Origin of the sequence: Micromonospora hortensis (assembly GCF_022230935.1) — a bacterium.
Taxonomy (GTDB): Bacteria; Actinomycetota; Actinomycetes; order Mycobacteriales; family Micromonosporaceae; genus Micromonospora; species Micromonospora hortensis.
Map to the genome: position 1 here is coordinate 175,176 of NZ_JAKKFE010000005.1, position 20,728 is coordinate 195,903.

18 protein-coding genes and 2 pseudogenes are annotated in these 20,728 nt (G+C 71.9%); 14 read left to right on the plus strand and 6 right to left on the minus strand.

Annotated features, from left to right (window positions below; genetic code table 11):
• Positions 1 to 44 precede the first annotated feature (44 nt).
• Positions 45 to 611 carry an adenine phosphoribosyltransferase gene (locus tag NIE111_RS03575; RefSeq protein ID WP_238683007.1) on the plus strand — a complete coding sequence of 189 codons (567 nt, stop codon included), beginning with the start codon at positions 45 to 47 and terminating at the stop codon, positions 609 to 611.
• A 197-nt stretch (positions 612 to 808) separates the two neighbouring features.
• Complete coding sequence (locus NIE111_RS03580) at positions 809 to 3,331, plus strand: RelA/SpoT family protein (RefSeq protein WP_112584552.1); 2,523 nt, start codon at positions 809 to 811, stop codon at positions 3,329 to 3,331.
• A 97-nt stretch (positions 3,332 to 3,428) separates the two neighbouring features.
• On the opposite strand, the gene NIE111_RS03585 is transcribed toward NIE111_RS03580, so the two are convergent.
• Together NIE111_RS03585 and NIE111_RS03590 are read right to left on the minus strand one after the other, a co-directional pair.
• A complete protein-coding gene (locus tag NIE111_RS03585) occupies positions 3,429 to 4,271 on the minus strand; it encodes a peptidylprolyl isomerase (RefSeq protein ID WP_238683008.1) in 843 nt (280 codons plus the stop codon).
• 59 nt (positions 4,272 to 4,330) lie between these two features.
• Positions 4,331 to 5,215: a peptidylprolyl isomerase gene (locus NIE111_RS03590; protein ID WP_238683009.1), complete on the minus strand. Its 885-nt coding sequence runs from the start codon at positions 5,213 to 5,215 to the stop codon at positions 4,331 to 4,333.
• A gap of 270 nt (positions 5,216 to 5,485) precedes the next feature.
• Between NIE111_RS03590 and NIE111_RS03595 the strand changes: the two genes are divergently transcribed.
• From NIE111_RS03595 to NIE111_RS03605, 3 genes are all read left to right on the plus strand, one after another.
• Positions 5,486 to 6,196: an MBL fold metallo-hydrolase gene (locus NIE111_RS03595; protein ID WP_030488361.1), complete on the plus strand. Its 711-nt coding sequence runs from the start codon at positions 5,486 to 5,488 to the stop codon at positions 6,194 to 6,196.
• 72 nt (positions 6,197 to 6,268) lie between these two features.
• Positions 6,269 to 7,597 carry a histidine--tRNA ligase gene (hisS, locus tag NIE111_RS03600; RefSeq protein WP_238683010.1) on the plus strand — a complete coding sequence of 443 codons (1,329 nt, stop codon included), beginning with the start codon at positions 6,269 to 6,271 and terminating at the stop codon, positions 7,595 to 7,597.
• 71 nt (positions 7,598 to 7,668) lie between these two features.
• A complete protein-coding gene (locus tag NIE111_RS03605) occupies positions 7,669 to 8,610 on the plus strand; it encodes an acyl-ACP desaturase (RefSeq protein WP_181518646.1) in 942 nt (313 codons plus the stop codon).
• A 146-nt stretch (positions 8,611 to 8,756) separates the two neighbouring features.
• Here NIE111_RS03605 and NIE111_RS03610 read toward each other — a convergent pair whose 3' ends face one another.
• On the minus strand, positions 8,757 to 9,275 hold the full coding sequence (locus tag NIE111_RS03610) for a PaaI family thioesterase (protein ID WP_238683011.1): 519 nt from the start codon (positions 9,273 to 9,275) through the stop codon (positions 8,757 to 8,759).
• A 55-nt stretch (positions 9,276 to 9,330) separates the two neighbouring features.
• Between NIE111_RS03610 and NIE111_RS03615 the strand changes: the two genes are divergently transcribed.
• Together NIE111_RS03615 and NIE111_RS03620 are read left to right on the plus strand one after the other, a co-directional pair.
• The gene (locus tag NIE111_RS03615; RefSeq protein ID WP_238683012.1) at positions 9,331 to 9,807 is read left to right on the plus strand and encodes a winged helix-turn-helix transcriptional regulator; all 477 of its coding nucleotides are present in this window, start codon (positions 9,331 to 9,333) and stop codon (positions 9,805 to 9,807) included.
• A 357-nt stretch (positions 9,808 to 10,164) separates the two neighbouring features.
• On the plus strand, positions 10,165 to 11,211 hold the full coding sequence (locus NIE111_RS03620; RefSeq protein WP_238683013.1) for a S1 family peptidase: 1,047 nt from the start codon (positions 10,165 to 10,167) through the stop codon (positions 11,209 to 11,211).
• An 87-nt stretch (positions 11,212 to 11,298) separates the two neighbouring features.
• On the opposite strand, the gene NIE111_RS03625 is transcribed toward NIE111_RS03620, so the two are convergent.
• Both NIE111_RS03625 and NIE111_RS03630 read right to left on the minus strand, forming a co-directional pair.
• Complete coding sequence (locus NIE111_RS03625; protein ID WP_238683014.1) at positions 11,299 to 11,922, minus strand: DUF998 domain-containing protein; 624 nt, start codon at positions 11,920 to 11,922, stop codon at positions 11,299 to 11,301.
• Between the two features lie 118 nt (positions 11,923 to 12,040).
• Positions 12,041 to 12,775 (minus strand): DUF998 domain-containing protein, encoded by a 735-nt coding sequence (locus NIE111_RS03630; protein ID WP_238683015.1) that lies wholly within the window; start codon positions 12,773 to 12,775, stop codon positions 12,041 to 12,043.
• Positions 12,776 to 12,929: 154 nt separating this feature from the next.
• On the opposite strand from NIE111_RS03630, the gene aspS reads away from it, so the two are divergent.
• The 4 genes and pseudogenes from aspS (at position 12,930) to NIE111_RS03650 (ending at position 17,433) form a co-directional block, all read left to right on the plus strand.
• A complete protein-coding gene (aspS, locus tag NIE111_RS03635; RefSeq protein WP_238683016.1) occupies positions 12,930 to 14,735 on the plus strand; it encodes an aspartate--tRNA ligase in 1,806 nt (601 codons plus the stop codon).
• Positions 14,736 to 14,832: 97 nt separating this feature from the next.
• Positions 14,833 to 15,424 (plus strand): annotated as a pseudogene (locus NIE111_RS03640) (sugar nucleotide-binding protein).
• A gap of 67 nt (positions 15,425 to 15,491) precedes the next feature.
• Complete coding sequence (locus tag NIE111_RS03645; protein WP_238683017.1) at positions 15,492 to 16,091, plus strand: winged helix-turn-helix domain-containing protein; 600 nt, start codon at positions 15,492 to 15,494, stop codon at positions 16,089 to 16,091.
• A gap of 55 nt (positions 16,092 to 16,146) precedes the next feature.
• Positions 16,147 to 17,433 (plus strand): MFS transporter, encoded by a 1,287-nt coding sequence (locus tag NIE111_RS03650; RefSeq protein WP_238683018.1) that lies wholly within the window; start codon positions 16,147 to 16,149, stop codon positions 17,431 to 17,433.
• Between the two features lie 37 nt (positions 17,434 to 17,470).
• Here NIE111_RS03650 and NIE111_RS03655 read toward each other — a convergent pair whose 3' ends face one another.
• Positions 17,471 to 18,211 (minus strand): GNAT family N-acetyltransferase, encoded by a 741-nt coding sequence (locus NIE111_RS03655; RefSeq protein ID WP_238683019.1) that lies wholly within the window; start codon positions 18,209 to 18,211, stop codon positions 17,471 to 17,473.
• Between the two features lie 140 nt (positions 18,212 to 18,351).
• Between NIE111_RS03655 and NIE111_RS03660 the strand changes: the two genes are divergently transcribed.
• From NIE111_RS03660 to NIE111_RS03670, 3 genes and pseudogenes are all read left to right on the plus strand, one after another.
• The gene (locus tag NIE111_RS03660; protein WP_238683020.1) at positions 18,352 to 18,573 is read left to right on the plus strand and encodes a hypothetical protein; all 222 of its coding nucleotides are present in this window, start codon (positions 18,352 to 18,354) and stop codon (positions 18,571 to 18,573) included.
• A 74-nt stretch (positions 18,574 to 18,647) separates the two neighbouring features.
• On the plus strand, positions 18,648 to 20,186 hold the full coding sequence (locus tag NIE111_RS03665; protein WP_238683021.1) for a replication-associated recombination protein A: 1,539 nt from the start codon (positions 18,648 to 18,650) through the stop codon (positions 20,184 to 20,186).
• A pseudogene (locus NIE111_RS03670) lies at positions 20,183 to 20,728 on the plus strand (hypothetical protein); the annotation flags it as partial. The gene NIE111_RS03665 and the pseudogene NIE111_RS03670, both read left to right, overlap by 4 nt.

Sequence of the window (20,728 nt, forward strand, 5' to 3'; positions counted from 1 at the left end):
CTGTTGCCGGACGCCGTTCGTCGTCGAAGGGGAGCGAAACAGCCGTGACGGAGACCCACAGCACCGCAGCGCGCGGGGACAGTGGCCCGGAGGTCGCCCGACTGGTCGCCAGTCGGGTGCTGGACGTGCCCGACTTCCCCAAGCCCGGCGTCATGTTCAAGGACCTGATGCCACTGTTCGCCGACGGCAAGGTCTTCCGTGAGGTGATCGACGGGATCGTCGCGTACCACGGGCGGGACGCCTTCGACGTGGTGGTCGGCATCGAGGCGCGGGGGTTCGTCGTGGCGGCGGCCATCGCGTACGCGACCGGGGTGGGCGTGGTGCCGGTGCGGAAGGCCGGCAAGCTGCCCCGCCCGGCGCACTCGGTCTCCTACGAGCTGGAGTACGGCGAGGCCACCCTCGAAGTGCACGAGGACGCCTTCACCGCCGGGCACCGGGTCCTGGTGGTCGACGACGTGCTGGCCACCGGTGGCACCGCTGAGGCGACACTGGACCTGGTCGAGCGGGCCGGCGGCACCGTCACCGGCTTCACGGTGCTGTTGGAGCTCGGCTTTCTGGGCGGGCGCGAGCGACTGGCGCCGCGTCCTGTGCACGCCCTGTTGACCGTTTGAACCGGTCGATACTCTGCTGACCGTTTGATCCGGGACCCGTCGGATGGACCCGGCGCCGACCGTCCGGCGGAGCGGCAGGGGGCCGTCCGTGCGGGTAGCATTGCCCTTTGCTGACGCCGGCGGTATCCCGTCCGGCGAGCGAGACCAGGCCGGCCGATCTTCGGCCGGCGTGTTTCCGGCGAGCGGTGAGGAGGCCGGTGTCCCACGATGTCGTCCCTCCGGCGGAGGGCACGGTGCACCCGACAGGCGACGCTGACGGCTCGGTGACCGACCGGACAGGCGACGCGCCGGCCCGGGTGACGGGCACCGGCAACGGCTCCGGCCGGGCTCCCGGCGAGAGCGCGGTGCGTCCGACCAGCGGCCCGCCGAGCGCCGAGGCGTCCCCCGGCGCCGATGGCGTCGTGGTGCCGTTCCCGACCGACGCGGGCATCGACCCGTCGCCCAGCGGTGGCTTCGGGCTGTCCAACGCGCCTACCGGTCGGCGGGTCCGGGCCAGGCTGGCCCGGTTCAACGCGCCCTGGCAGACCTCCCAGGTCAGCGAGGTGCTGGAGCCGCTCATCGCCAGCCACCGGGACAACCACCCCAAGGCGGACGCCCGGCTGCTCCAGCGCGCCTTCGACACGGCAGCGCGGTGGCACTCCGGGCAGTACCGCAAGTCCGGTGACCCCTACATCACCCACCCCCTGGCGGTGGCGACCATCCTCGGCAACCTGGGGATGGACACCACCACGCTGGTCGCCGCGCTGCTGCACGACACCATCGAGGACACCGAGTACACCCTCGACCAGATGCGGGCCGACTTCGGTGGCGAGGTCGCCCTGCTGGTCGACGGCGTCACCAAGCTCGACAAGGTCAAGCTGGGCGACGCGGCGAAGGCCGAGACGATCCGCAAGATGGTCGTGGCCATGGCCAAGGACCCGCGGGTGCTGGTGATCAAGCTGGCGGACCGGTTGCACAACATGCGCACCCTGACCTTCCTGCCCCGCCCCAAGCAGGAGCAGAAGGCCAAGGAGACGCTGGAGATCCTGGCGCCGCTGGCGCACCGGCTCGGTATGAACACGATCAAGTGGGAGCTGGAGGACCTGTCCTTCGGCACGCTCTTCCCGAAGCGCTACGAGGAGATCAACCGGCTCATCGGGGAGCACCAGCCGCAGCGCGAGGCGCTGCTGCGGCAGGTGACGCAGAAGGTGCAGACCGACCTGAAGGCCGCCAAGATCAAGGCGGAGACCACCGGGCGGCCGAAGCACCTCTACTCGATCTACCAGAAGATGATCGTGCGGGGTCGCGACTTCAACGACATCTACGACCTGGTCGGTGTGCGGATCCTGGTCGACACGGTTCGCGACTGCTACGCGGCGCTGGGGGTCATCCACGCCAACTGGCAGCCGGTGCCGGGCCGGTTCAAGGACTACATCGCGATGCCCAAGTTCAACATGTACCAGTCGTTGCACACGACTGTCATCGGGCCCACCGGCAAGCCGGTGGAGATGCAGATCCGCACGTACGCGATGCACCGCACCGCGGAGTTCGGCATCGCCGCACACTGGAAGTACAAGGAGCACAAGGGCACTCAGATCGTCGGCCCGCCCGCGCACATCGACGAGATGACCTGGCTGCGGCAGCTGCTCGACTGGCAACGGGAGGCGGCCGACCCGAGCGAGTTCCTCGACGCGCTGCGCTTCGACCTGTCCAGCCAGGAGGTGTACGTCTTCACCCCGAAGGGTGACGTCATCCCGCTGCCGACCGGGTCGACACCCGTGGACTTCGCGTACGCGGTGCACACCGAGGTCGGGCACAAGTGCATCGGGGCGCGGGTCAACGGCAAGCTGGTGCCGCTGGAGTCGACGCTGTCCAACGGCGACGTGATCGAGATCTTCACGTCGAAGTCCGAGACGGCCGGCCCCACGCAGGACTGGCTGGGCTTCGTCAAGAGCCCGCGCGCCCGGACGAAGATCCGGCAGTACTTCAACAAGGAGCGGCGCGAGGAGGCGATCGAGGCCGGCAAGGACGCGATCGTCAAGGCGATGCGCAAGCAGGGCATGCCGTTGCAGCGGATGCTCACCTCCGACGCGTTGATGTCGATCGCCCGCGACCTGCACCTGGCCGATGTGGCCTCGCTCTACGCGGCGGTCGGCGACAGCCAGGTCTCCGCCCAGTCGGTGGTGCAGAAGCTGATGGCCGCGTACGGCGGCGAGGAGGGCGCGGCGGAGGACATCGCCGAGACCGCCGTCGCCACCCGACCGCCGCGCAGCCGGCAGAGCAGCAGCGACCCGGGCGTGGTGGTCCGGGGCGTCAGCGACGTCTGGATCAAGCTGGCCCGCTGCTGCACACCGGTCCCACCGGACTCGGTGTTCGGCTTCGTCACCCGCTCCGGCGGGGTGAGCGTGCACCGCGACGACTGCGCCAACGCCGAGGACCTGCGCGCGCAGAGCGAGCGGGTCGTCGAGGTGAGTTGGAAGCTCACCTCAGCCTCGACGTTCCTGGTCGCCATCCAGGTCGAGGCCCTGGACCGGCACAAGCTGCTGGCCGACGTCACCCGGGTGCTCTCCGACGAGCGGGTCAACATCCTCTCCGCCACCGTCACCACCACCCGTGACCGGGTGGCGGTGAGCCGGTTCAGCTTCGAGATGGCCGACCCGAAGCACCTCGGCCACCTGCTGGCCACGGTTCGCAAGGTCGACGGCGTCTTCGACGCCTACCGGGTCACCTCCGGGGCCTGACACCCACCGGGTCAGTTCCGCGGCTCGACGCGTACCCCGAGAACGCGACAGCGCCCGCCGGCTCAGCCGGCGGGCGCTTCGTCGTGCGCGCGGGGGGTCAGCCCTGCGGGTTGCTCATCGTGAGGTCCTTGATGATGACCTCCTTCTTCGGGTGGCCGCCGCCGGCCTGCTGGGCGAACGCCCCGTCGTCGCCGGCCTTGGCCACGTCCTTGACCAGGTCCAGGCCGCCAGTGATGGTGCCCAGCACCGTGTACGCCGGGTCCAGGGGCGAGTCGCCGTAGACGATGAAGAACTGGCTGCCGGTGCTGCCCGGCTGACCGGAGTTGGCCATCGCGATGACGCCCTCCGGGTACGGTGGGCGCTTGTCGGTGGGCAGGTTCTCCTCGGGCAGGCGGTAGCTCGGGCCGCCCTGGCCGTCGGTGGGGCGCCAGCCGTTGCCGGTGGCGCTGGGGTCACCGCACTGCAACACCTTGATGCCCTCGGTCACCAGGCGGTGGCACTTGGTGTTGTCGAAGAAGTTCTTCTCCGCGAGGTGGGTGAAGCTGCCCGCCGTGCACGGCACCAGCGACCTGTCGACCTTGGCGGTGATCGGGCCGAGGTTGGTGTCGATCGTCATGGTCTGGACGCCCTTGGCGGACTGCTGGTTGCTCGGCGAACCCACGTCCTTGATCTGCGGGGGCCGCTGCTCGGTGGGCACCGCGTTGTACACGCACTCGGCCGCGCCCGCCGCCGGCGCGGCGGTGTCGCTCTTGTCGTCGTCGTCGCCGCCGAGGCTCACCGCCAGCCAGACGGTGCCGGCGACCACGAGCACCAGCGCGGCAGCCGCGCTGACGATCGCCGTCGTCTGCCGGCGCTTGCGGGCCTTGGCCGCACGCTCGGCCATCTCCTTCTCGAGCCGGGCGCGTGCCGCCGCGCGCTGCCGCTCTCTGGTGGACGTCACGCCTGGATCCTCCTGGCTGTTTGCTGCTGGGTGCCGCTTGGGTGGGTGGTGGCGTCCGGTCAGCCGGCGCTCGGGCTGCTGGCCGGGGTGCCGGAGGCCGAGGGAGCCGGTGCCGCACCGGTGACCGGCTCACCGACCGTGAGGCTCTGGATCGTCACATCGGTGCTGGGCTTGATCTTCGCCCCGGTCCCATTGTCCACGGTCGGGAGGGCGCCGATCTTCTCCACCACGTCCAGCCCGCCGGTCACCCGGCCGATGACCGGGTACTTCGGGTCGGCGGTGGTGAAGTCCTTGAAGAAGATCAGGAACTGGCTGCCGTTGCTGCCCGGCGGGTTGGAGACCATCGTCACCGTGCCCTTCGGGTAGGTCGGGGGCTGCCCGGGGGCCGGACTGGCCGACGGCGACGCCGACGGCACGGTCGGCACCTCCTCGTCGTAGAACGAGTAGGTCGGCCCGCCAAGACCCGTGCCGCTGGGGTCGCCGCAACGCAGCGCGCCCTCGGCGGTGATCTCGTGGCACTTGGTGTTGTCGTAGAACGACCTGCTCGCCAGGTGGGCGATGCTCGCCGCCGCGCACGGAGAGTTGGTCAGGTTCAGTTCCGTGGTGATCGGCGCGCCCTGGTTGGTGGTCACCGTCATCGCCCGGGTGCCGTCGGTGGGCAGATCCTTGGTGGCCGGAGTGCCGACGTCCTTGAGATTGGTGTTTGCCGTCGCGTCCTGCGGCGTCCAGAGGCAGGTGTCCTCCGCGGCCGTGTTCTGCTTCGGGTCGGAGTCGAACGCCCCGAGCGCCCAGGCTGAGCCGGCCACTACCAACACGAGGATCAGAGCGGCGCCAACTCCGGCCTGGATCTGCCGTCGGCGCCGCGTCGAGGCGGCCCGGCGAGCCAACTGCCGGTCGAGCTTGGCCCGCGCCAGTTTGCGCTGCCGGTCCCTGCTGGAAGCCACCCGTGCTCCCCTTTCCTCTACCTGGTCGTCGCCGGCGGCCGGTCGCCCCGGCCCGTCCGGGCGTCACGTGTGCCGCGCCACACGCCCGCCAGAGTGTACGGCTAGTCACTGAGAATGTGGTGTACGAGGTCCACCCCGTTCCGAGCAGCGCTTATCGGAGGTTGTCACTGTGCCGTGCGGGACGCGTGGGACGGACGCGGCAAACTCGCTCGGCGCGCCCGATAGGCTGCTGTGCAGGACGACAGCTGCTCGACGGAAAGGACAGCGCCCGTGCTCGTGGCCGGCTTTCCCGCGGACGCCTTCGGCACCAACTGCTACGTGGTTGCCACCGCGCCGGGGGAGCAGTGCGTGGTGGTCGACCCCGGCATCGGGGTGCTCGACCAGCTCGACGCGCTGCTCGCCGAGCACCGCCTGCATCCGGCCGCCGTGCTGCTCACCCACGGCCACCTCGACCACACCTTCTCGGTCGCGCCGGTCTGCGGTGCGCGCGGCATCACCGCGTACGTGCACCCCGGTGACCGGGAGATGCTGGCCGACCCGTCCAAGGGCCTCTCGACCGATCTGACGTCGCTCTTCGGCGGCCGGTTGAGCTACACCGAGCCGGAGGACGTGGCGGAGTTGACCGACGGCGCCACCCTCACGCTCGCCGGCCTGGAGATCGCCGTCGACCATGCCCCGGGCCATACCGGCGGGTCGGTGCTGTTCCGGCTGCCGGGCGCCGGGTCGAGCTGGGAGGCTGACGAGCTGTGCCTCTCCGGTGACGTCCTCTTCGCCGGGTCGATCGGCCGCACCGACCTGCCGGGCGGGAGCATGCCGGCCATGCTCACCAGCCTGCGCGACAAGATTCTTCCGCTGGCCGACGACACCGTCGTGCTGCCCGGCCACGGCCCCAGCACCACCATCGGCCGCGAGCGCGCCAGCAACCCGTACCTCATCGAGGTGGCTGGCACGTCGCCGGCCGCTCCCACCCGGGGCCTCTAGATCTTCCGTCCGCGCCGCGCGCGGACCCACGACACCACCGCGCCACGGCGCGGAACCGCAAGGAGTACGCCGATGAGCAAGCCCACGCCCATCTCCGGCTTCCCGGAGTGGACCCCCGGCCAGCGGATGATCGAGCAGTTCGTGCTCGACAAGATCCGGGCCACCTTCGAGCTGTACGGTTTCGCGCCGCTGGAGACCCGCGCCGTGGAGCCGCTGGACCAGCTGCTGCGCAAGGGCGAGACCTCGAAGGAGGTCTACGTGATCCGGCGGCTGCACGCCGACGCCGAGGGTGCCGGTGGTGACGACCAGCTCGGCCTGCACTTCGACCTGACAGTGCCGTTCGCCCGGTACGTGTTGGAGAACGCCGGCAAGTTGAGCTTCCCGTTCCGCCGCTACCAGATCCAGAAGGTGTGGCGGGGCGAGCGGCCGCAGGAGGGCCGTTACCGGGAGTTCGTCCAGGCCGACATCGACATCGTCGACCGGGACACCCTGGCCGCGCACCACGAGGCGGAGATGCCGCTGGTCATCGGGGACGCGCTGCGCTCGTTGCCGATCCCACCGGTGACGATCCAGGTCAACAACCGCAAGATCTGCGAGGGCTTCTACCGGGGCATCGGGCTGACCGACCCGGAGGCGGCGCTGCGGGCCGTCGACAAGCTGGACAAGATCGGCCCGGCGAAGGTGGCCGAGCTGCTGGCCCAGACCGCCGGGGCGAGCGAGGCGCAGGCCAAGGCGTGCCTGGCGTTGGCCGAGATCTCCGCCCCGGACGCCTCGTTCGCCGACGCCGTCCGGGCGCTCGGGGTGAGCGACCCGCTGCTCGACGAGGGCATCGAGGAACTGGTCCGAGTGGTGGACACCGCCGCGGAGCACTCGCCCGGCCTCTGCGTGGCGGACCTGCGCATCGCCCGTGGGCTGGATTACTACACGGGCACCGTCTACGAGACCCAACTGCGCGGCTACGAGCGCTTCGGCTCGATCTGCTCCGGCGGCCGGTACGACAACCTGGCCAGCGCCGGCGCCGTCTCGTACCCGGGGGTGGGGATCTCGATCGGCGTGACCCGGCTGCTCGGGCTGCTCTTCGGGGCGGGGGAGCTGTCGGTCTCGCGGGAGGTGCCGACCGCCGTGCTCGTCGCGGTGACCAGCGAGGAGCACCGCACTGCCAGCAACCGGGTGGCCGAGGCGCTGCGGCGGCGCGGGGTGCCGACCGAGGTGTCGCCGAGCGCGGCGAAGTTCGGCAAGCAGATCCGCTACGCCGAGCGGCGCGGCATCCCGTACGTCTGGTTCCCGGGGGTCGACGGTGCGCCGGACGAGGTGAAGGACATCCGCTCGGGTGAGCAGGTCACGGCCGGTGCGCAGGAGTGGACGCCACCCCTGGGAGACCTCAAACCCACTGTCGGTTGAGTGTCCCCACTGGCGCTGACGGCCGCGGGGACCTACGGTAGCGTAAGTTACGCCACCGTAGGGAGTTTCTCGTGACCGTCAGCACCACAGTGAGCCAGACCGCGCTGCTCGTCGAGTTGGAGCCGGTTGTCGCACGCAACCTGGACCGCCACCTCTCGCTCGCCAAGGAGTGGTTCCCGCACGAGTACGTGCCGTGGAGCGAGGGGCGGACCTTCGACGGGCCGCTCGGCGGCGAGGCGTGGTCACCGACCGACTCCACCATCCCGGACGTGGCCCGCACCGCGCTGATCGTGAACCTGCTGACCGAGGACAATCTGCCCTCGTACCACCACGAGATCGCCACCCTGTTCGGTCGCGACGGCGCGTGGGGCACCTGGGTGCACCGGTGGACCGCCGAGGAGGGTCGGCACGGCGTCGCGATCCGCGACTACCTGACCGTCAGCCGGGCTGTCGACCCGGTGGCGTTGGAGCGGGCCCGGATGACGCACATGTCGGAGGGCTACACCAACGCCCACGGCGACGAGGTGCTGCACTCGCTGGCGTACGTCTCGTTCCAGGAGTTGGCCACCCGGATCTCGCACCGCAACACCGGCAAGGCCACCGGCGACCCCACCTGCGAGGCGCTGCTGGCCCGGGTGGCCGCCGACGAGAACCTGCACATGGTCTTCTACCGCAACCTGCTCGCGGCCGCGTTCGAGCTGGCTCCGAGCCAGGCCATGCGGGCCGTCGCCGACGTGGTGGCCGACTTCCAGATGCCCGGCAGCGGCATCGACGGGTTCGCCCGCAAGTCGGTGGCGATCGCCCTGGCCGGCATCTACGACCTGCGCCAGCACCGCGACGAGGTGCTGCAGCCGGTCCTGCGTCAGTGGGACGTCTTCAACGTGACCGGCCTCAACGCCGACGGCGAGGCCGCCCGCGAGCAGCTCGCCGCCCAGCTGGAGAACCTGGACCGCGCCGCGAGCCGCTTCGAGGAGAAGCGCGACGCCCGAGCCGCCCGCCTAGCCCTCCGCTAACCCACCCCACCCCCACTCCCACCCCCACCCCACCCGCCTTGCTCGCGTTGATCAAGAGGTTTCGGTCACCGGAGGCCGGTTTCCTGACGCAAACCTCTTGATCACCGCAGCGAGGGGCGGGGGAGGGGGCGGGGCGGGAGTCGGGGTTAGGCGAGGGGTGGGGGGAGGGGGAACAGGAGGCAGGTGCTGGTGGCGTGGGCTATCAGGCGGTCGGTGGTGTCGGTGATGCGGGCCTCGGCCAGCGCCGTACGGCGGCCGCGTTGCAGCACCGTCCCCTCGCAGCGCAGGGTGCCGCTGTCGACGGTGACCGGGCGGAGGAACTTCACGTTGAGGTCCAGCGAGGTGTAGCCGACGCCGGCGGGCAGCGTGGTGTGCACGGCGCACCCCGCGGCGGTGTCCAGCACTGTCGAGAGCACGCCACCGTGGACGCTGCCGAGCGGGTTGTAGTGGAACTCCTGTGGAGTCAGCTCGACGACGACCCGGCCCTCGTCGGCTTCCATCCTGCTCATGTCGAGAAGGTGCATCACCGGCGGCGCGGCAAGCTCGCCGGCGATCATCGCCCGGAGCATGTCCAGGCCGCTGCGTCGACCGACCTGGGCGGCGTTGACCGACGGGTCCGCCCAGGTGAAGGTACGGCTGCGCACTGGTTCCTGCGTCTGCGTCATGGACGCAGCCTGGCAGCAGGTTGCTGAGTCTGTCAACGAGATCTAGCCTGGTCGGATGCGACCCGCGGCTCTGGACTGGTCAGTGGAGAACTGCACCATCGCCCGGGCGATGGAGATCCTCGGTGAGCGGTGGACCCTGGTGGTGCTCCGCGAGGTGTTCACCGGCGTACGCCGCTTCGACGACATGCGGGTGCGCACCGGTATTCCGCGCCAGGTGCTGACCAACCGGCTCGCCAGCCTGGTGGAGCAGGGAGTGCTGAGTCGCGCGCCGTACCGGGAGCCCGGCAGTCGGCTGCGCCACGAGTACCGGCTCACGGAGAAGGGCTTGGATCTGTGGCCGGTGCTGGTCGCCGTCCTCGGTTGGGGTGACCGGTACCTCGCCGACGCGGAGGGCCCGCCGCTCAGTGTCACGCACCGCGACTGCGGCGCGGAGGTGCGCGCCGAACTGCGCTGCGCCGACGGGCACGACGTGGGTCGGCCCCGCGACGTGGTGCCCAGTCCGGGCCCCGGCGCCCGTCGCCGTACCTCCTGATCCGAGCCCGCCGCACTCCCTGACGCGCGGCGGCCGCCGCACGCTCCGGCCCGGCCGTGCCCTTCGGCGCGCGGCGGTACACCCGACACCCGGACCGGGAAGACATCGATGACCGTGCGCGTCGAAAGTGTGGCGGGTGTCGGTTGGGTGTGACGGTGGCTGTTCACCAGCGTGTCGGGGGTGTTGCGGCCGTGCGACCAACCGACATCGGTGAATCCGGGCGAATCCAAGCCTTGTTAATGATCTTAAGTATGTGAATACTTCAGTTTCACCAGGCCGGTTTCCCCAGATCGGCCGGGTTGCCCTCGGGTCAGCCGCCCCCGGCAGACCCGCTCCCCCGCCCAGGAGGTTTGTTACATGCGACCCACGAGGTCCTCATTCCGCGTTGCGGCCACAGTCGCCGTTTCCGGAACCCTGGTTGTCGGCTCGCTCATCGGCGCGCCGGCTCAGGCCGCTCCCGCCGCGTCGCCCGACAGCGCCGCCGCGATCTCCGCGGAACTCGGCGACCGCTCCGCCGGCTCGTACATCGACGCCAGCGGCAAATCCGTCGTCACCGTGACCGACGCGGCCGCCGCCAGCAAGGCGAGCAAGGCCGGCGCCGTCGTCCGCTACGTCACCCGCGGCGCCGCCGAGCTCAACCGGGCCACGGCCGAGCTGGAGCGCTCCGCCAAGATCCCGGGCACCGCCTGGTGGAGCGACCCGGTCACCAACCAGGTCGTCGTCTCCGTCGACAGCACCGTCACCGGCGCCAAGCTGGAGCGGGTCAAGGCCGCCGCCGCGCGGGCCAACGGAGCGGTCCGGGTCGAGGCCGAGGCGGGCGTGCTGAGCACCCGGATCTCCGGCGGCCAGGCCATCTACGCCGGCGGGGGCGGGCGTTGCTCGCTCGGCTTCAACGTGCGCAGTGGCAGCACCTACTACTTCCTGACGGCCGGGCACTGCACCAACATCTCGGCCAGCTGGTACTCGAACTCCGCCCAGACCTCGCTGCTCGGCTCCCGTACCGGCACCAGCTTCCCGGGCAACGACTACGGCATCGTGCGGCACAACAACTCGGCCAACGCCGCCGGTAACGTCTCCCTCTACAACGGCAGCTTCCGGGACATCACCGGCGCCGGCAACGCCTCCGTCGGCCAGTCGGTGCAGCGCTCCGGCAGCACCACCGGCCTGCGCAGCGGCTCGGTGAACGCGACCAACGCCACTGTGAACTACGCCGAGGGCTCGGTCTCCGGTCTGATCCGCACCAACGTCTGCGCCGAGCCGGGCGACAGCGGCGGCTCGCTGTTCGCCGGCGGCACCGCCCTGGGTCTGACCTCCGGTGGTAGCGGCAACTGCCGCACCGGTGGCACGACCTTCTTCCAGCCGGTCACCGAGGCGCTCAGCCGCTACGGCGTCAGCGTCTTCTGATCCACGCACCGCTCGCGGGCCGCCGGAACTCTCCGGCGGCCCGCGTCGTGTTGACAGCCACCGGACACCGAGCGAACGCGACGACCCTCAGCCGGGCCCGGACGGTAACGGTCGCCGCCGGGAGGCCAGCACGGCAGCCAGCGGTACGCCCGCCTCGGCGGCCGCCGCCAGCCGCTCGGTCAGCCCGATCCATGCCCCGCCTGTGAAGAACTCGACGGCGAACCAGCCGACCAGCGCGAGGAGGACCGCCGCCGCCGCGAGTGCCAGCCGGCGTACGAAAGCCGGCGGGTGGCGGTGCTCCCGGTCGAGGGACGGCCTCGCGCGACGGGGCACCGCCAGGGCCGGCCAGACCGCCAACGCTCCGAACGCCACACCGGCGGCCACGGCGTGTGTCGTCGAGTCACCGGTCGGGCGCTGCGGGAACGCGACCAGGACCAGGGTCGCCAGCCCGCCCAGCGCGAGTAGCGCTCGGCCCGACGGCGCGGCGCTGACCAGGCCGAGCGCGGTCGTCAGGTGACAGAGGCCCAGGCCGGCCAGCCCGACCGTCATGATCCAGCGATGGTCCGCACCCGTGGCGGCGAGCGCGCTGATGGTCTGCCGCACTGGGTCGAATCCGTCGGACTGGGCCGCCTGCGCCACTGTCCACCCGCCGACGAGGAACAGGGGTGCGCCACCGGCCGACAGCAGGGCCCAACGGGGAACGGCAGACATCGGGCGATCGTAACGATCCGGCCGGCGTGGTTTGCGGGCCGCGTGTTCGGGCGGACCGGCCGACGGTGCGGACGCCGGAGCGGGCGAGGGAGACGAGGAGTTCAGGTGGGACGACGACTCACGGCAGCAGGTCGGGGCGTCCGGGTGTTGGCCCGCTCGGTGGTCCGAGCGGGTCCGGGGGTACGACGCCGATGGTCGGCAGGTCCGGGCCGACGCGTACGGTGCCGCCGGTCGACCAGGCGAGGTGCGCCCGCCGGGCGGAGAGGACAGCCAACAGCGGCCACAGGGAGACGGCCACCGCCGTCACCCGCTCGGCCAGCCCGGTGCGGGACCCACTGGTCACCTCGAACGCGCACCAGCCGAAGAGCGCGAGCAGCACGAGCGTGGCGCTCAGCCCGACCGCCCGTCGGAACGCCCAGGGCGGCTCCGGTCGGGTGGGGTGCTCGGTGTCGTGACCGCGCGGCAGTCGCAGTGCCGAGCCGGCCGGCCAGAGCACCAGGGCGAGGACGGCCACCGTCGCCGCGACGCCGTGGCTGAGCGAACCGCCGACCGGCGGCCGGGGAAAGGCGACCAGCGCGATGGTGGCCACGCCACCGATCGCGAGCAGGAAGCGGCTGGGAAGCCCGGCCGCGTGCAGGACGGCGGCGACCGACAGGTAACAGCAGCCGAGCAGCACCAGGGCCACCACCATGATCCAGGCGTCGGTGGCGTCCTGTCCTGCCAGCTCGCTGATGGTGTCCCGGACCGGGTCGTACCCGACGGGCTGTCGGGACTCCGCCACCGTCCAACCGGCCACCAGCAGCACGGGCGCCGCCGCCGCCGTGGCGACGGCCCAGTTCGGTACGGGCCGCATTTCGCCACGTTAACCGGCGCGGCCGCCGGGGGAGTCGGGTTCGCCGGTCCACCCCACCAGCGAATCGTGCCGGCCTGCCGGGTGCCCGGAGGCGGGGCGGCCACCCCTGACAGAATGCGGGTGAGGACTGTTCCACGATGAGGAGTTGCCAGCCGTGATCCGTACCCACAATGCCGGAAGCCTGCGCGCCGCGGACGCCGGCTCGACGGTGACGCTCGCCGGCTGGGTGGCCCGCCGCCGCGACCACGGCGGGGTCATCTTCGTCGACCTGCGCGACGGTTCCGGTGTTGTCCAGGTGGTGTTCCGCGAGGAAGATGCGCACGCGCTGCGCAACGAGTTCTGCGTGAAGGTCGTCGGCGAGGTGACCCGCCGCCCGGCCGGCAACGAGAACCCGGAGCTGCCCACCGGCGAGGTCGAGGTGACAGTCGTCGAGCTGGAGGTGCTCTCCGAGGCGGCGCCGCTGCCGCTGCCGGTGGACGACCAGATCGAGGCCGGCGACGACATCCGACTCCGGTACCGCTACCTGGACCTGCGCCGCAGCGGCCCGGCGAACGCGCTGCGGCTGCGCTCGCGCGCCAGCCAGCTCGCCCGGGGTGTGCTGCACGAGCGGGACTTCCTGGAGATCGAGACGCCGACGCTGACCCGCTCGACGCCGGAGGGCGCCCGCGACTTCCTGGTGCCGGTACGGCTTCAGCCCGGCAGCTGGTACGCGCTGCCGCAGTCGCCGCAGCTGTTCAAGCAGCTGCTGATGGTCGGCGGCATGGAGCGGTACTACCAGATCGCCCGCTGCTACCGCGACGAGGACTTCCGCGCCGACCGGCAGCCGGAGTTCACCCAGCTCGACATCGAGATGTCGTTCGTCACCGAGGACGACGTGATCGACCTCGGCGAGGCGATCGTCTCGACGCTGTGGAAGGACCTGGCCGGGCACGAGATCTCCGGGCCGATCCCACGGATCACCTGGCACGACGCGATGGCCCGGTACGGCTCGGACAAGCCGGACCTGCGGTACGGCGTCGAGTTGACCGAGCTGACCGAGTACCTGCGTGGCACCGAGTTCCGGGTCTTCGCCGGGGCGATCGACGCGGGCGGCTACGTCGGCGCTGTGGTGATGCCGGGCGGCGCGGCGCAGAGCCGCAAGGAGCTGGACGGCTGGCAGGACTGGGCGAAGGCGCGTGGCGCGCGCGGCCTGGCGTACGTGGTGCTGGACGCCGAGACCGGCGAGGCGCGCGGCCCGGTGGCGAAGAATCTCTCCGCCGAGCACCTGGGCGGGCTGGCCGACGCGGTCGGCGCCAAGCCGGGTGACGCGGTCTTCTTCGCCGCGAGCGCCACCAGCCGCGAGGCGCAGGAGCTGCTCGGGGCGGCCCGCGTCGAGATCGCCAAGCGGTCCGGCCTGATCGACGAGAGCGCCTGGGCGTTCTGCTGGGTGGTCGACGCGCCGATGTTCGAGCGCACGGACGAGGGCGGTTGGACGGCCGTGCACCACCCGTTCACCTCGCCGAACTCGGAGTGGGTCGACCGGTTCGAGGACGCTCCGGACCGGGCCCTGGCGTACGCGTACGACATCGTCTGCAACGGCAACGAGATCGGCGGCGGGTCGATCCGTATCCACCGGGGTGACGTGCAGAAGCGGGTCTTCGACCTGCTCGGCATCACCCCGGAGGAGGCGCAGGACAAGTTCGGCTTCCTGCTGGAGGCGTTCAAGTACGGCGCCCCGCCGCACGGCGGCATCGCCTTCGGCTGGGACCGGGTCTGCATGCTGCTCGCCGGTGCCGACTCGATCCGTGAGGTCATCGCCTTCCCGAAGACCCGGGGTGGCTTCGACCCGCTGACCAGCGCACCCACCCCGATCACCGCCCAGCAGCGCACCGAGGCCGGCATCGACGCCAAGCCCAAGCCCGCCGCAACGGCCCACACCGGAACGGCCGGCCCCGCCGCCCCGGTGGCAGACCCGGTCTGACCCGCCCGCTCCTGCTTGGTTGATCAAGAGGTTTGCGTCATCATCGCCCCGCGAGATGACGCAAACCTCTTGATCGTCAGTGGGGGAGTGGGCGGGGATGCGGGTGCTTGTTGTCGGGGGTAGCGGGTTACTCGGGCGGTCGGTCTGTCGGCGGGGCCTCGGGGCCGGGTGGTCGGTTGTGGGGACGTTCCACTCCGGTGAGATCGCCGTGCCGGGGGTCGCGGCACGACGGCTGGACGTGACCGACCGGTCCGCCGTGCGCGCGCTGGTCGCCGAGGTGCGGCCGGACGCCGTGGTCGGGACCCCCTATCGGTACGGGGACTGGGCGGTCACCGCCGACGGGGCGGCGCACGTGGCGCTCGCCGCCGCCGAGGCGGGTGCCCGGCTGGTGCACGTGTCCAGCGACGCGCTGCCCGATCGACGTCACCGACCTGGCTGACGCCGTGCTGGAGCTGGTCGCCTCGACGTACGCCGGTGTGCTCAATGTGGCCGGCCCGGACGCGGTCAGCCGTGCCGAGCTGGGCCTGCTGGTCGCCGAGCGGTACGGCCTGGACCCGGCCGGGTTGAGGACCACCACCAGCGCGGCCACCGGTCTGGTCCGTCCCCTGGACGTACGCCTGGATTCCGCGCGCGCCGCCGCCCTGCTGCGCACCCGGCTGCGCGGAGCACGCGAACTCCTCGCCCGCTGAACAGCGCATGCACACTTCTTGTGCATAACTCTTGTGCACAAGAAGTGTGCAGAGATAGTGTGCAGTCATGGAGACCCCTTCACCCAGCGGTCCGGTCGAACCGCGCCGGGTCCATCTGGACAACCAACAGGTCCGCACACTGGCTCACCCGCTGCGGATGAGACTGCTCGGTTCTCTTCGGGTCGACGGCCCAGCGACCGCCACCGCCCTGGCCGAGAAGCTCGGCACCAACACCGGCGCCACGAGTTACCACCTGCGGCAGCTCGCCGAGGTGGGGCTCGTGACCGAGGACCCCGACCGGGGCACCAGCCGACAGCGCTGGTGGCAGGCGGCACACGACATCAGCGACTTCGAGCCCACCGACTTCGACGACGACCCGGACGCCCGCGCAGCCGTGCAGTGGATCCAAGCCGACCAGGTGCGGGTGATGGCCGACCTGGCCGAACGGTGGCTGGCCGTCGAGCACCACCAGTCCCAGGCGTGGCGGGACGCAGCTGGCATGAGTGACCTGGTGCTGCCGCTCGATCCGGCCCGGCTGAGGGCCCTCAACGACGAGCTGTGGACGGTGCTGATGCGCTACCGCGACGAAGCCGTGACCGATGCCCCGGACGTCAAACCCGTGCACGTGTTCCTGGCCGGCATCCCGCGTCTGGACGAGCGCTGGTGAGCGCGAGGAGTGAGCCGGGTTTGCGAGCCCCGCAGTCGCGAACGGAGGTGTCGTCGTGAGCGCGCTGACCGTACGCCAGGTTCGGCGTCGTTACCTCACGCTCTACGGTCTGCGCTGGCTGCCCACGGGTCTGATGATCCCGGTGATGATCCTGCTGATGCAGGAGCGCGGCCTGTCGCTGCCGCAGATCGGCCTGGTCTCCACGGCGCAGGGGCTGCTGGTGCTGGCACTGGAGTTGCCCACCGGCGGGCTCGCCGACGCCCTCGGTCGTCGACCGGTGCTGCTCGCCGCCGGGGTGCTGAATCTCGCCTCGCTGGCGCTGTTCGCGGTGGCCGACTCGTTCTGGCTGTTCTTCGTGGTCTGGGCTCTGCAGGGCATCTACCGGGCGTTGGACAGCGGCCCGTTGGAGTCCTGGTACGTCGACGCCACCCTGGCCGCCGACCCGGAGGCCGAGTACGAGCGCGGTCTCGGTTACGCCGGCACCGTCATCGGTGGGGCCATCGCCGGTGGCGCGTTGCTCAGCGGTGGTCTCATCGCGCTCGGCCCGATCGGGCGGGTCAGCGCGCTCACGGTGCCCGTGTTGGCCGCCATCGTCGCGCAGGCGGCGGCGCTCGTCGCGCTGGTCGTGCTGCTGGTCGAGGAGCGTCCGGCCACGGGGTTCGCGGCGCTGCGGGCCTCGGTGGTCCAGGCGCCCCGGATGATCGGCCAGGCCGTCGGCCTGCTGCGTCGTTCCCGGGTGCTGCTGGCGTTGGTGGCCGTCGAGCTGTTCTGGGGCTTCGGCATGGTCACCTTCGAGTCACTGCTGCCGGTGCGGCTCGCCGAGGTGATCGGCGACCCGGAACGCGCCGCGGCGCTGCTCGGGCCGGCGAACTCGGCCGCCTGGCTCGCCTCGGCCGCCGGCGCGGCACTGACCCCACTGCTGCTGCGCTGGTTCGGCGCCGCGCCGGGTGCGGCAGTGCTGCGCATCCTCCAGGGCGTGACGGTGGTCGGGATGGGGTTGTTCGCCGGGCCGGTCGGCGTGCTGGTGGCCTACCTGGCCTGCTACGCCGTGCACGGCGCGTCCAACCCGTTGCACAGTGGCCTGTTGCACCGGCAGGTCGACGGCCCGTACCGGACCAGCGTGCTCTCGCTGAACTCGATGATGGCGGCACCGGCCGGCGCGCTCGGCGGGGTGGTGCTCACCGCGCTCGCCGCCGCCACCAGCGTCAGCACCGCGATGGTGGTCGGCGGTGTGGTGTTGGCCGTCGCCGCCCCGCTCTACCTGCCCGCCTGGCTGGCCGGCCGTCGGGCCGCCCCGGCCGTCGAGCCGACCGCTGTTCCGGTACCCGCCGCCGACCGTTGAGGAGTGGGCTCCTGGTCCGCACGGGGCCCACTCCGCGTCAGGCGAGGCGGATCGTGCTGAGCGGGAGGGTGGTGGTGTAGCCGAGCCGGCGGTAGAGCCGCGCCGCGCCGACATTGTGCGTGTAGACGCCGAGCCCCACCATGTCGTGGCGCGCCAGTAGCGCCCGGGTCATCCCCGCGGTCAGGGACGCGCCCAGCCCTCGACCTCGTTGGTCGGGGGCGACGGTCAGGCCGGCGAGGAAGCCGATGTCACCTTGGCTGCGGTCCGCGCCGCACGCCACCAACCGGTCGCCGGCCCGGATGCCGTACCAGTCGACCACCCGTGGGTCGCCCGGGCGGGAGGTGCTGCTGGGGAACGACTCCTGCACGAGCGCCGCCAGCGCCGGCTGGTCGGCGTCGGTGAGACGTACGACCGGCTGCTCGTCCGGCTGCGCCGGCGGCGCCGTGTCGGTCCAGTGGAAGTCCCAGTCGCTGTGCTCGGCCACCGCCAGCCGGTCGACCAGCCGGCCGCGATCGTGTCGGGGCAGGTGCAGCCGTTGTCCGGGCTGGAGCATTCCGTCGGCGGCGAGCGCGACACAGATCTCCAGCGCCGATTCGGCCGGGCCGATCGCGCAACCGGCCGGTCCGTACGCCGGCGGGACCAACCACAGCACGGCGCCATCACGTCGGTACGCGTGCGCCGGCGTGGCTCGCCCGAGCGCGTGCCGGGCGAACGGGTGATGCCCGACGGCGGCCAGGATGGCGCTCCGGTCGTGGAGCACCCGGTCGTCGATGATCATGCGGTCCAGCCTAGGAGCCGACCGGCGAATGCCTCCGGCGGACCCTCGTGGCGTAGCCATCTCCACCGTGGAGATTGGCGAGTCGACCGATTGGGTACATCACGCGCCGACCTACTGGGAACCCCCACCGGAGGACCGACATGCTCGCCATTCTCGCGGCCATCGTCTTTGGCTTTGCCCTGCTGCTCGACCTGCTCGACACCGACTTCGGCGCACCCGACCTGTTCAACTGGAACACCCTCGTGCTCATCGGGTTGCTCCTCCTCTCGCTCTACCTGGGCGGCGTGGGCAGCGGCCCGCGTGGCGGCGGCGGCGGTGGCGGCGGCCGTTGGTACCGGGGCCGTCGCCCCGGGCGTGGCTGACCGGAACCGATCACCGGTGGCGGGTCCGCGGCGCGATTCCGGCGTCGTGGGCCCGGCCCGGTACTGTCTTCGTGATGGAGTCCGACGCCCTCTTCTCCCTCGGTGAACCCGCCGGGTCGCGCAGCGCGCCCGACGGTCCCGCCGGTGTCGACGGCTTCACCGCGGTGGCCGACGATTCGCCCCTGCCCGTCCGGATGCGCCCGGTGACCCTCGACGAGCTGGTCGGGCAGGAACACCTGCTCGCTCCCGGCGCACCCCTGCGGCAACTGGTCTCCGGGGGCGCTCCGATGTCGGTGATCCTCTGGGGCCCGCCGGGCAGCGGCAAGACCACCATCGCGCACCTGGTCGCCGGGGCCACCGACCGCCGCTTCGTGGCCATGTCGGCGCTCTCCGCCGGCGTGAAGGACGTCCGGGCGGTGATCGAGGCGGCGCGCCGCCAGCGCCGTTCCGGCGGCCCGCAGACAGTGCTCTTCATCGACGAGGTGCACCGGTTCAGCAAGACCCAACAGGATTCCCTGCTCGCCGCCGTCGAGGACCGCACTGTCACCCTGCTGGCGGCCACCACCGAGAACCCGTACTTCTCGGTCATCTCACCGCTGCTGTCGCGGTGCGTGCTGCTCACCCTGCAACCGTTGGACGACGAGGCGGTGCGAGGGCTGCTGCGCCGCGCGGTCGCCGACAAGCGTGGCCTGGACGGCGCACTGGCCCTGACCACCGAGGCCGAGGACCACCTGGTCCGGCTGGCCGCCGGTGACGTCCGCAAGGCACTCACCGCCCTGGAGGCGGCGGCGGCCTCCGCCACGGCCCTCGGCGGCGGCCGGATCGACCTCGCCACCGCCGAGCAGGCTGTCGACGTGGCGGCGGTGCGCTACGACCGCGACGGCGACGCCCACTACGACGTGGTCAGCGCCTTCATCAAGAGCATGCGCGGCTCGGACGTGGACGCGGCGGTGCACTGGCTGGCCCGCATGCTGGTCGCCGGTGAGGACGCCCGGTTCATCGCCCGTCGTCTGGTCATCTTCGCCAGCGAGGACGTGGGCATGGCCGATCCCGGGGCGCTGAGCGTGGCGACGGCCGCCGCGCACGCGGTCGAGTACGTCGGGTTGCCCGAAGCGCAGCTCAACCTCGCCCAGGCGGTGATCCACCTGGCCACCGCGCCCAAGTCGAACTCGGCCACCACCGCCATCGGCGCCGCCATCGCCGACGTCCGGGCCGGTCGCGGTGGCCCGGTGCCGCGAGGGCTGCGCGACGCGCACTACGCCGGTGCCCGAGGGTTGGGCCACGGGACCGGCTACCGCTACCCGCACGACGACCAGCGCGGCGTGGTCACCCAGCAGTACGTCCCGGACGACCTGGTGGGCACCGACTACTACCAGCCCAGCCCGCACGGCGCGGAGCGGTCGGTGGCCAGCCGGTTGCCGCTGCTGCGCCGGATCGTGCGTGGTCTGCCGGCTCCGCCCGCCCGCCCGCAGACGCCGACGGCCGAGCCGTCCGTAACGGCGCAGACCGCGCCAGCGCTATCCCCGGGGGCCGCCCGTCCGACGACGGGCACGGGTGCCGCCGGCACGATGCAGGACAGCGGCACCGACGCCGCAGGAGAGGGTCAACAGTGAGATCGCGTGGTGGGGACCGCCCGGACGAGGGCCCGGACGAGCGGCGCGATCCCCGCGCCAAGACCCGCCGTTGGGGTCGCGGCCGGCCGGCTGAGCCCGAGCCGGAGGAGCCGGTCGCCGGCGAGGAGTTCGGCTGGATCGACGACCTGCGCTCGGCCAAGCAGCAACGGACCGAGCTCGGCCCGGACGGTGCGCCGGCGGAACCGAACCGGCCCCGTGGGGGCATGCCGCCGGCAGAGCCGCCGGCACAACCCACCCCGCGTACGCCGGGGGAGCCGGCCGGTGCGCGCGGTAGCGCGCCGGAGTCCTCGGCTCCGCCGGCTCCGCACCAGAGTGAACCGGGCGGTGCCGCCGCCCGTCGACCGGTCGACGGGCCCTGGCCCGGGGAGACGCCGCCAGCGGGTCGTCGCCCGGACAGCCGGCCACCCGCCGCCAACCCCGCGCCCGGGCAGCCGCCGCGCCGCGGCGTGCAGCCGGTGCCCGGCGCCCGCGCCGCCGTGCCACAGTCGCCACCCGCCGCTCGCCCGGGCGAACCCGGCGGC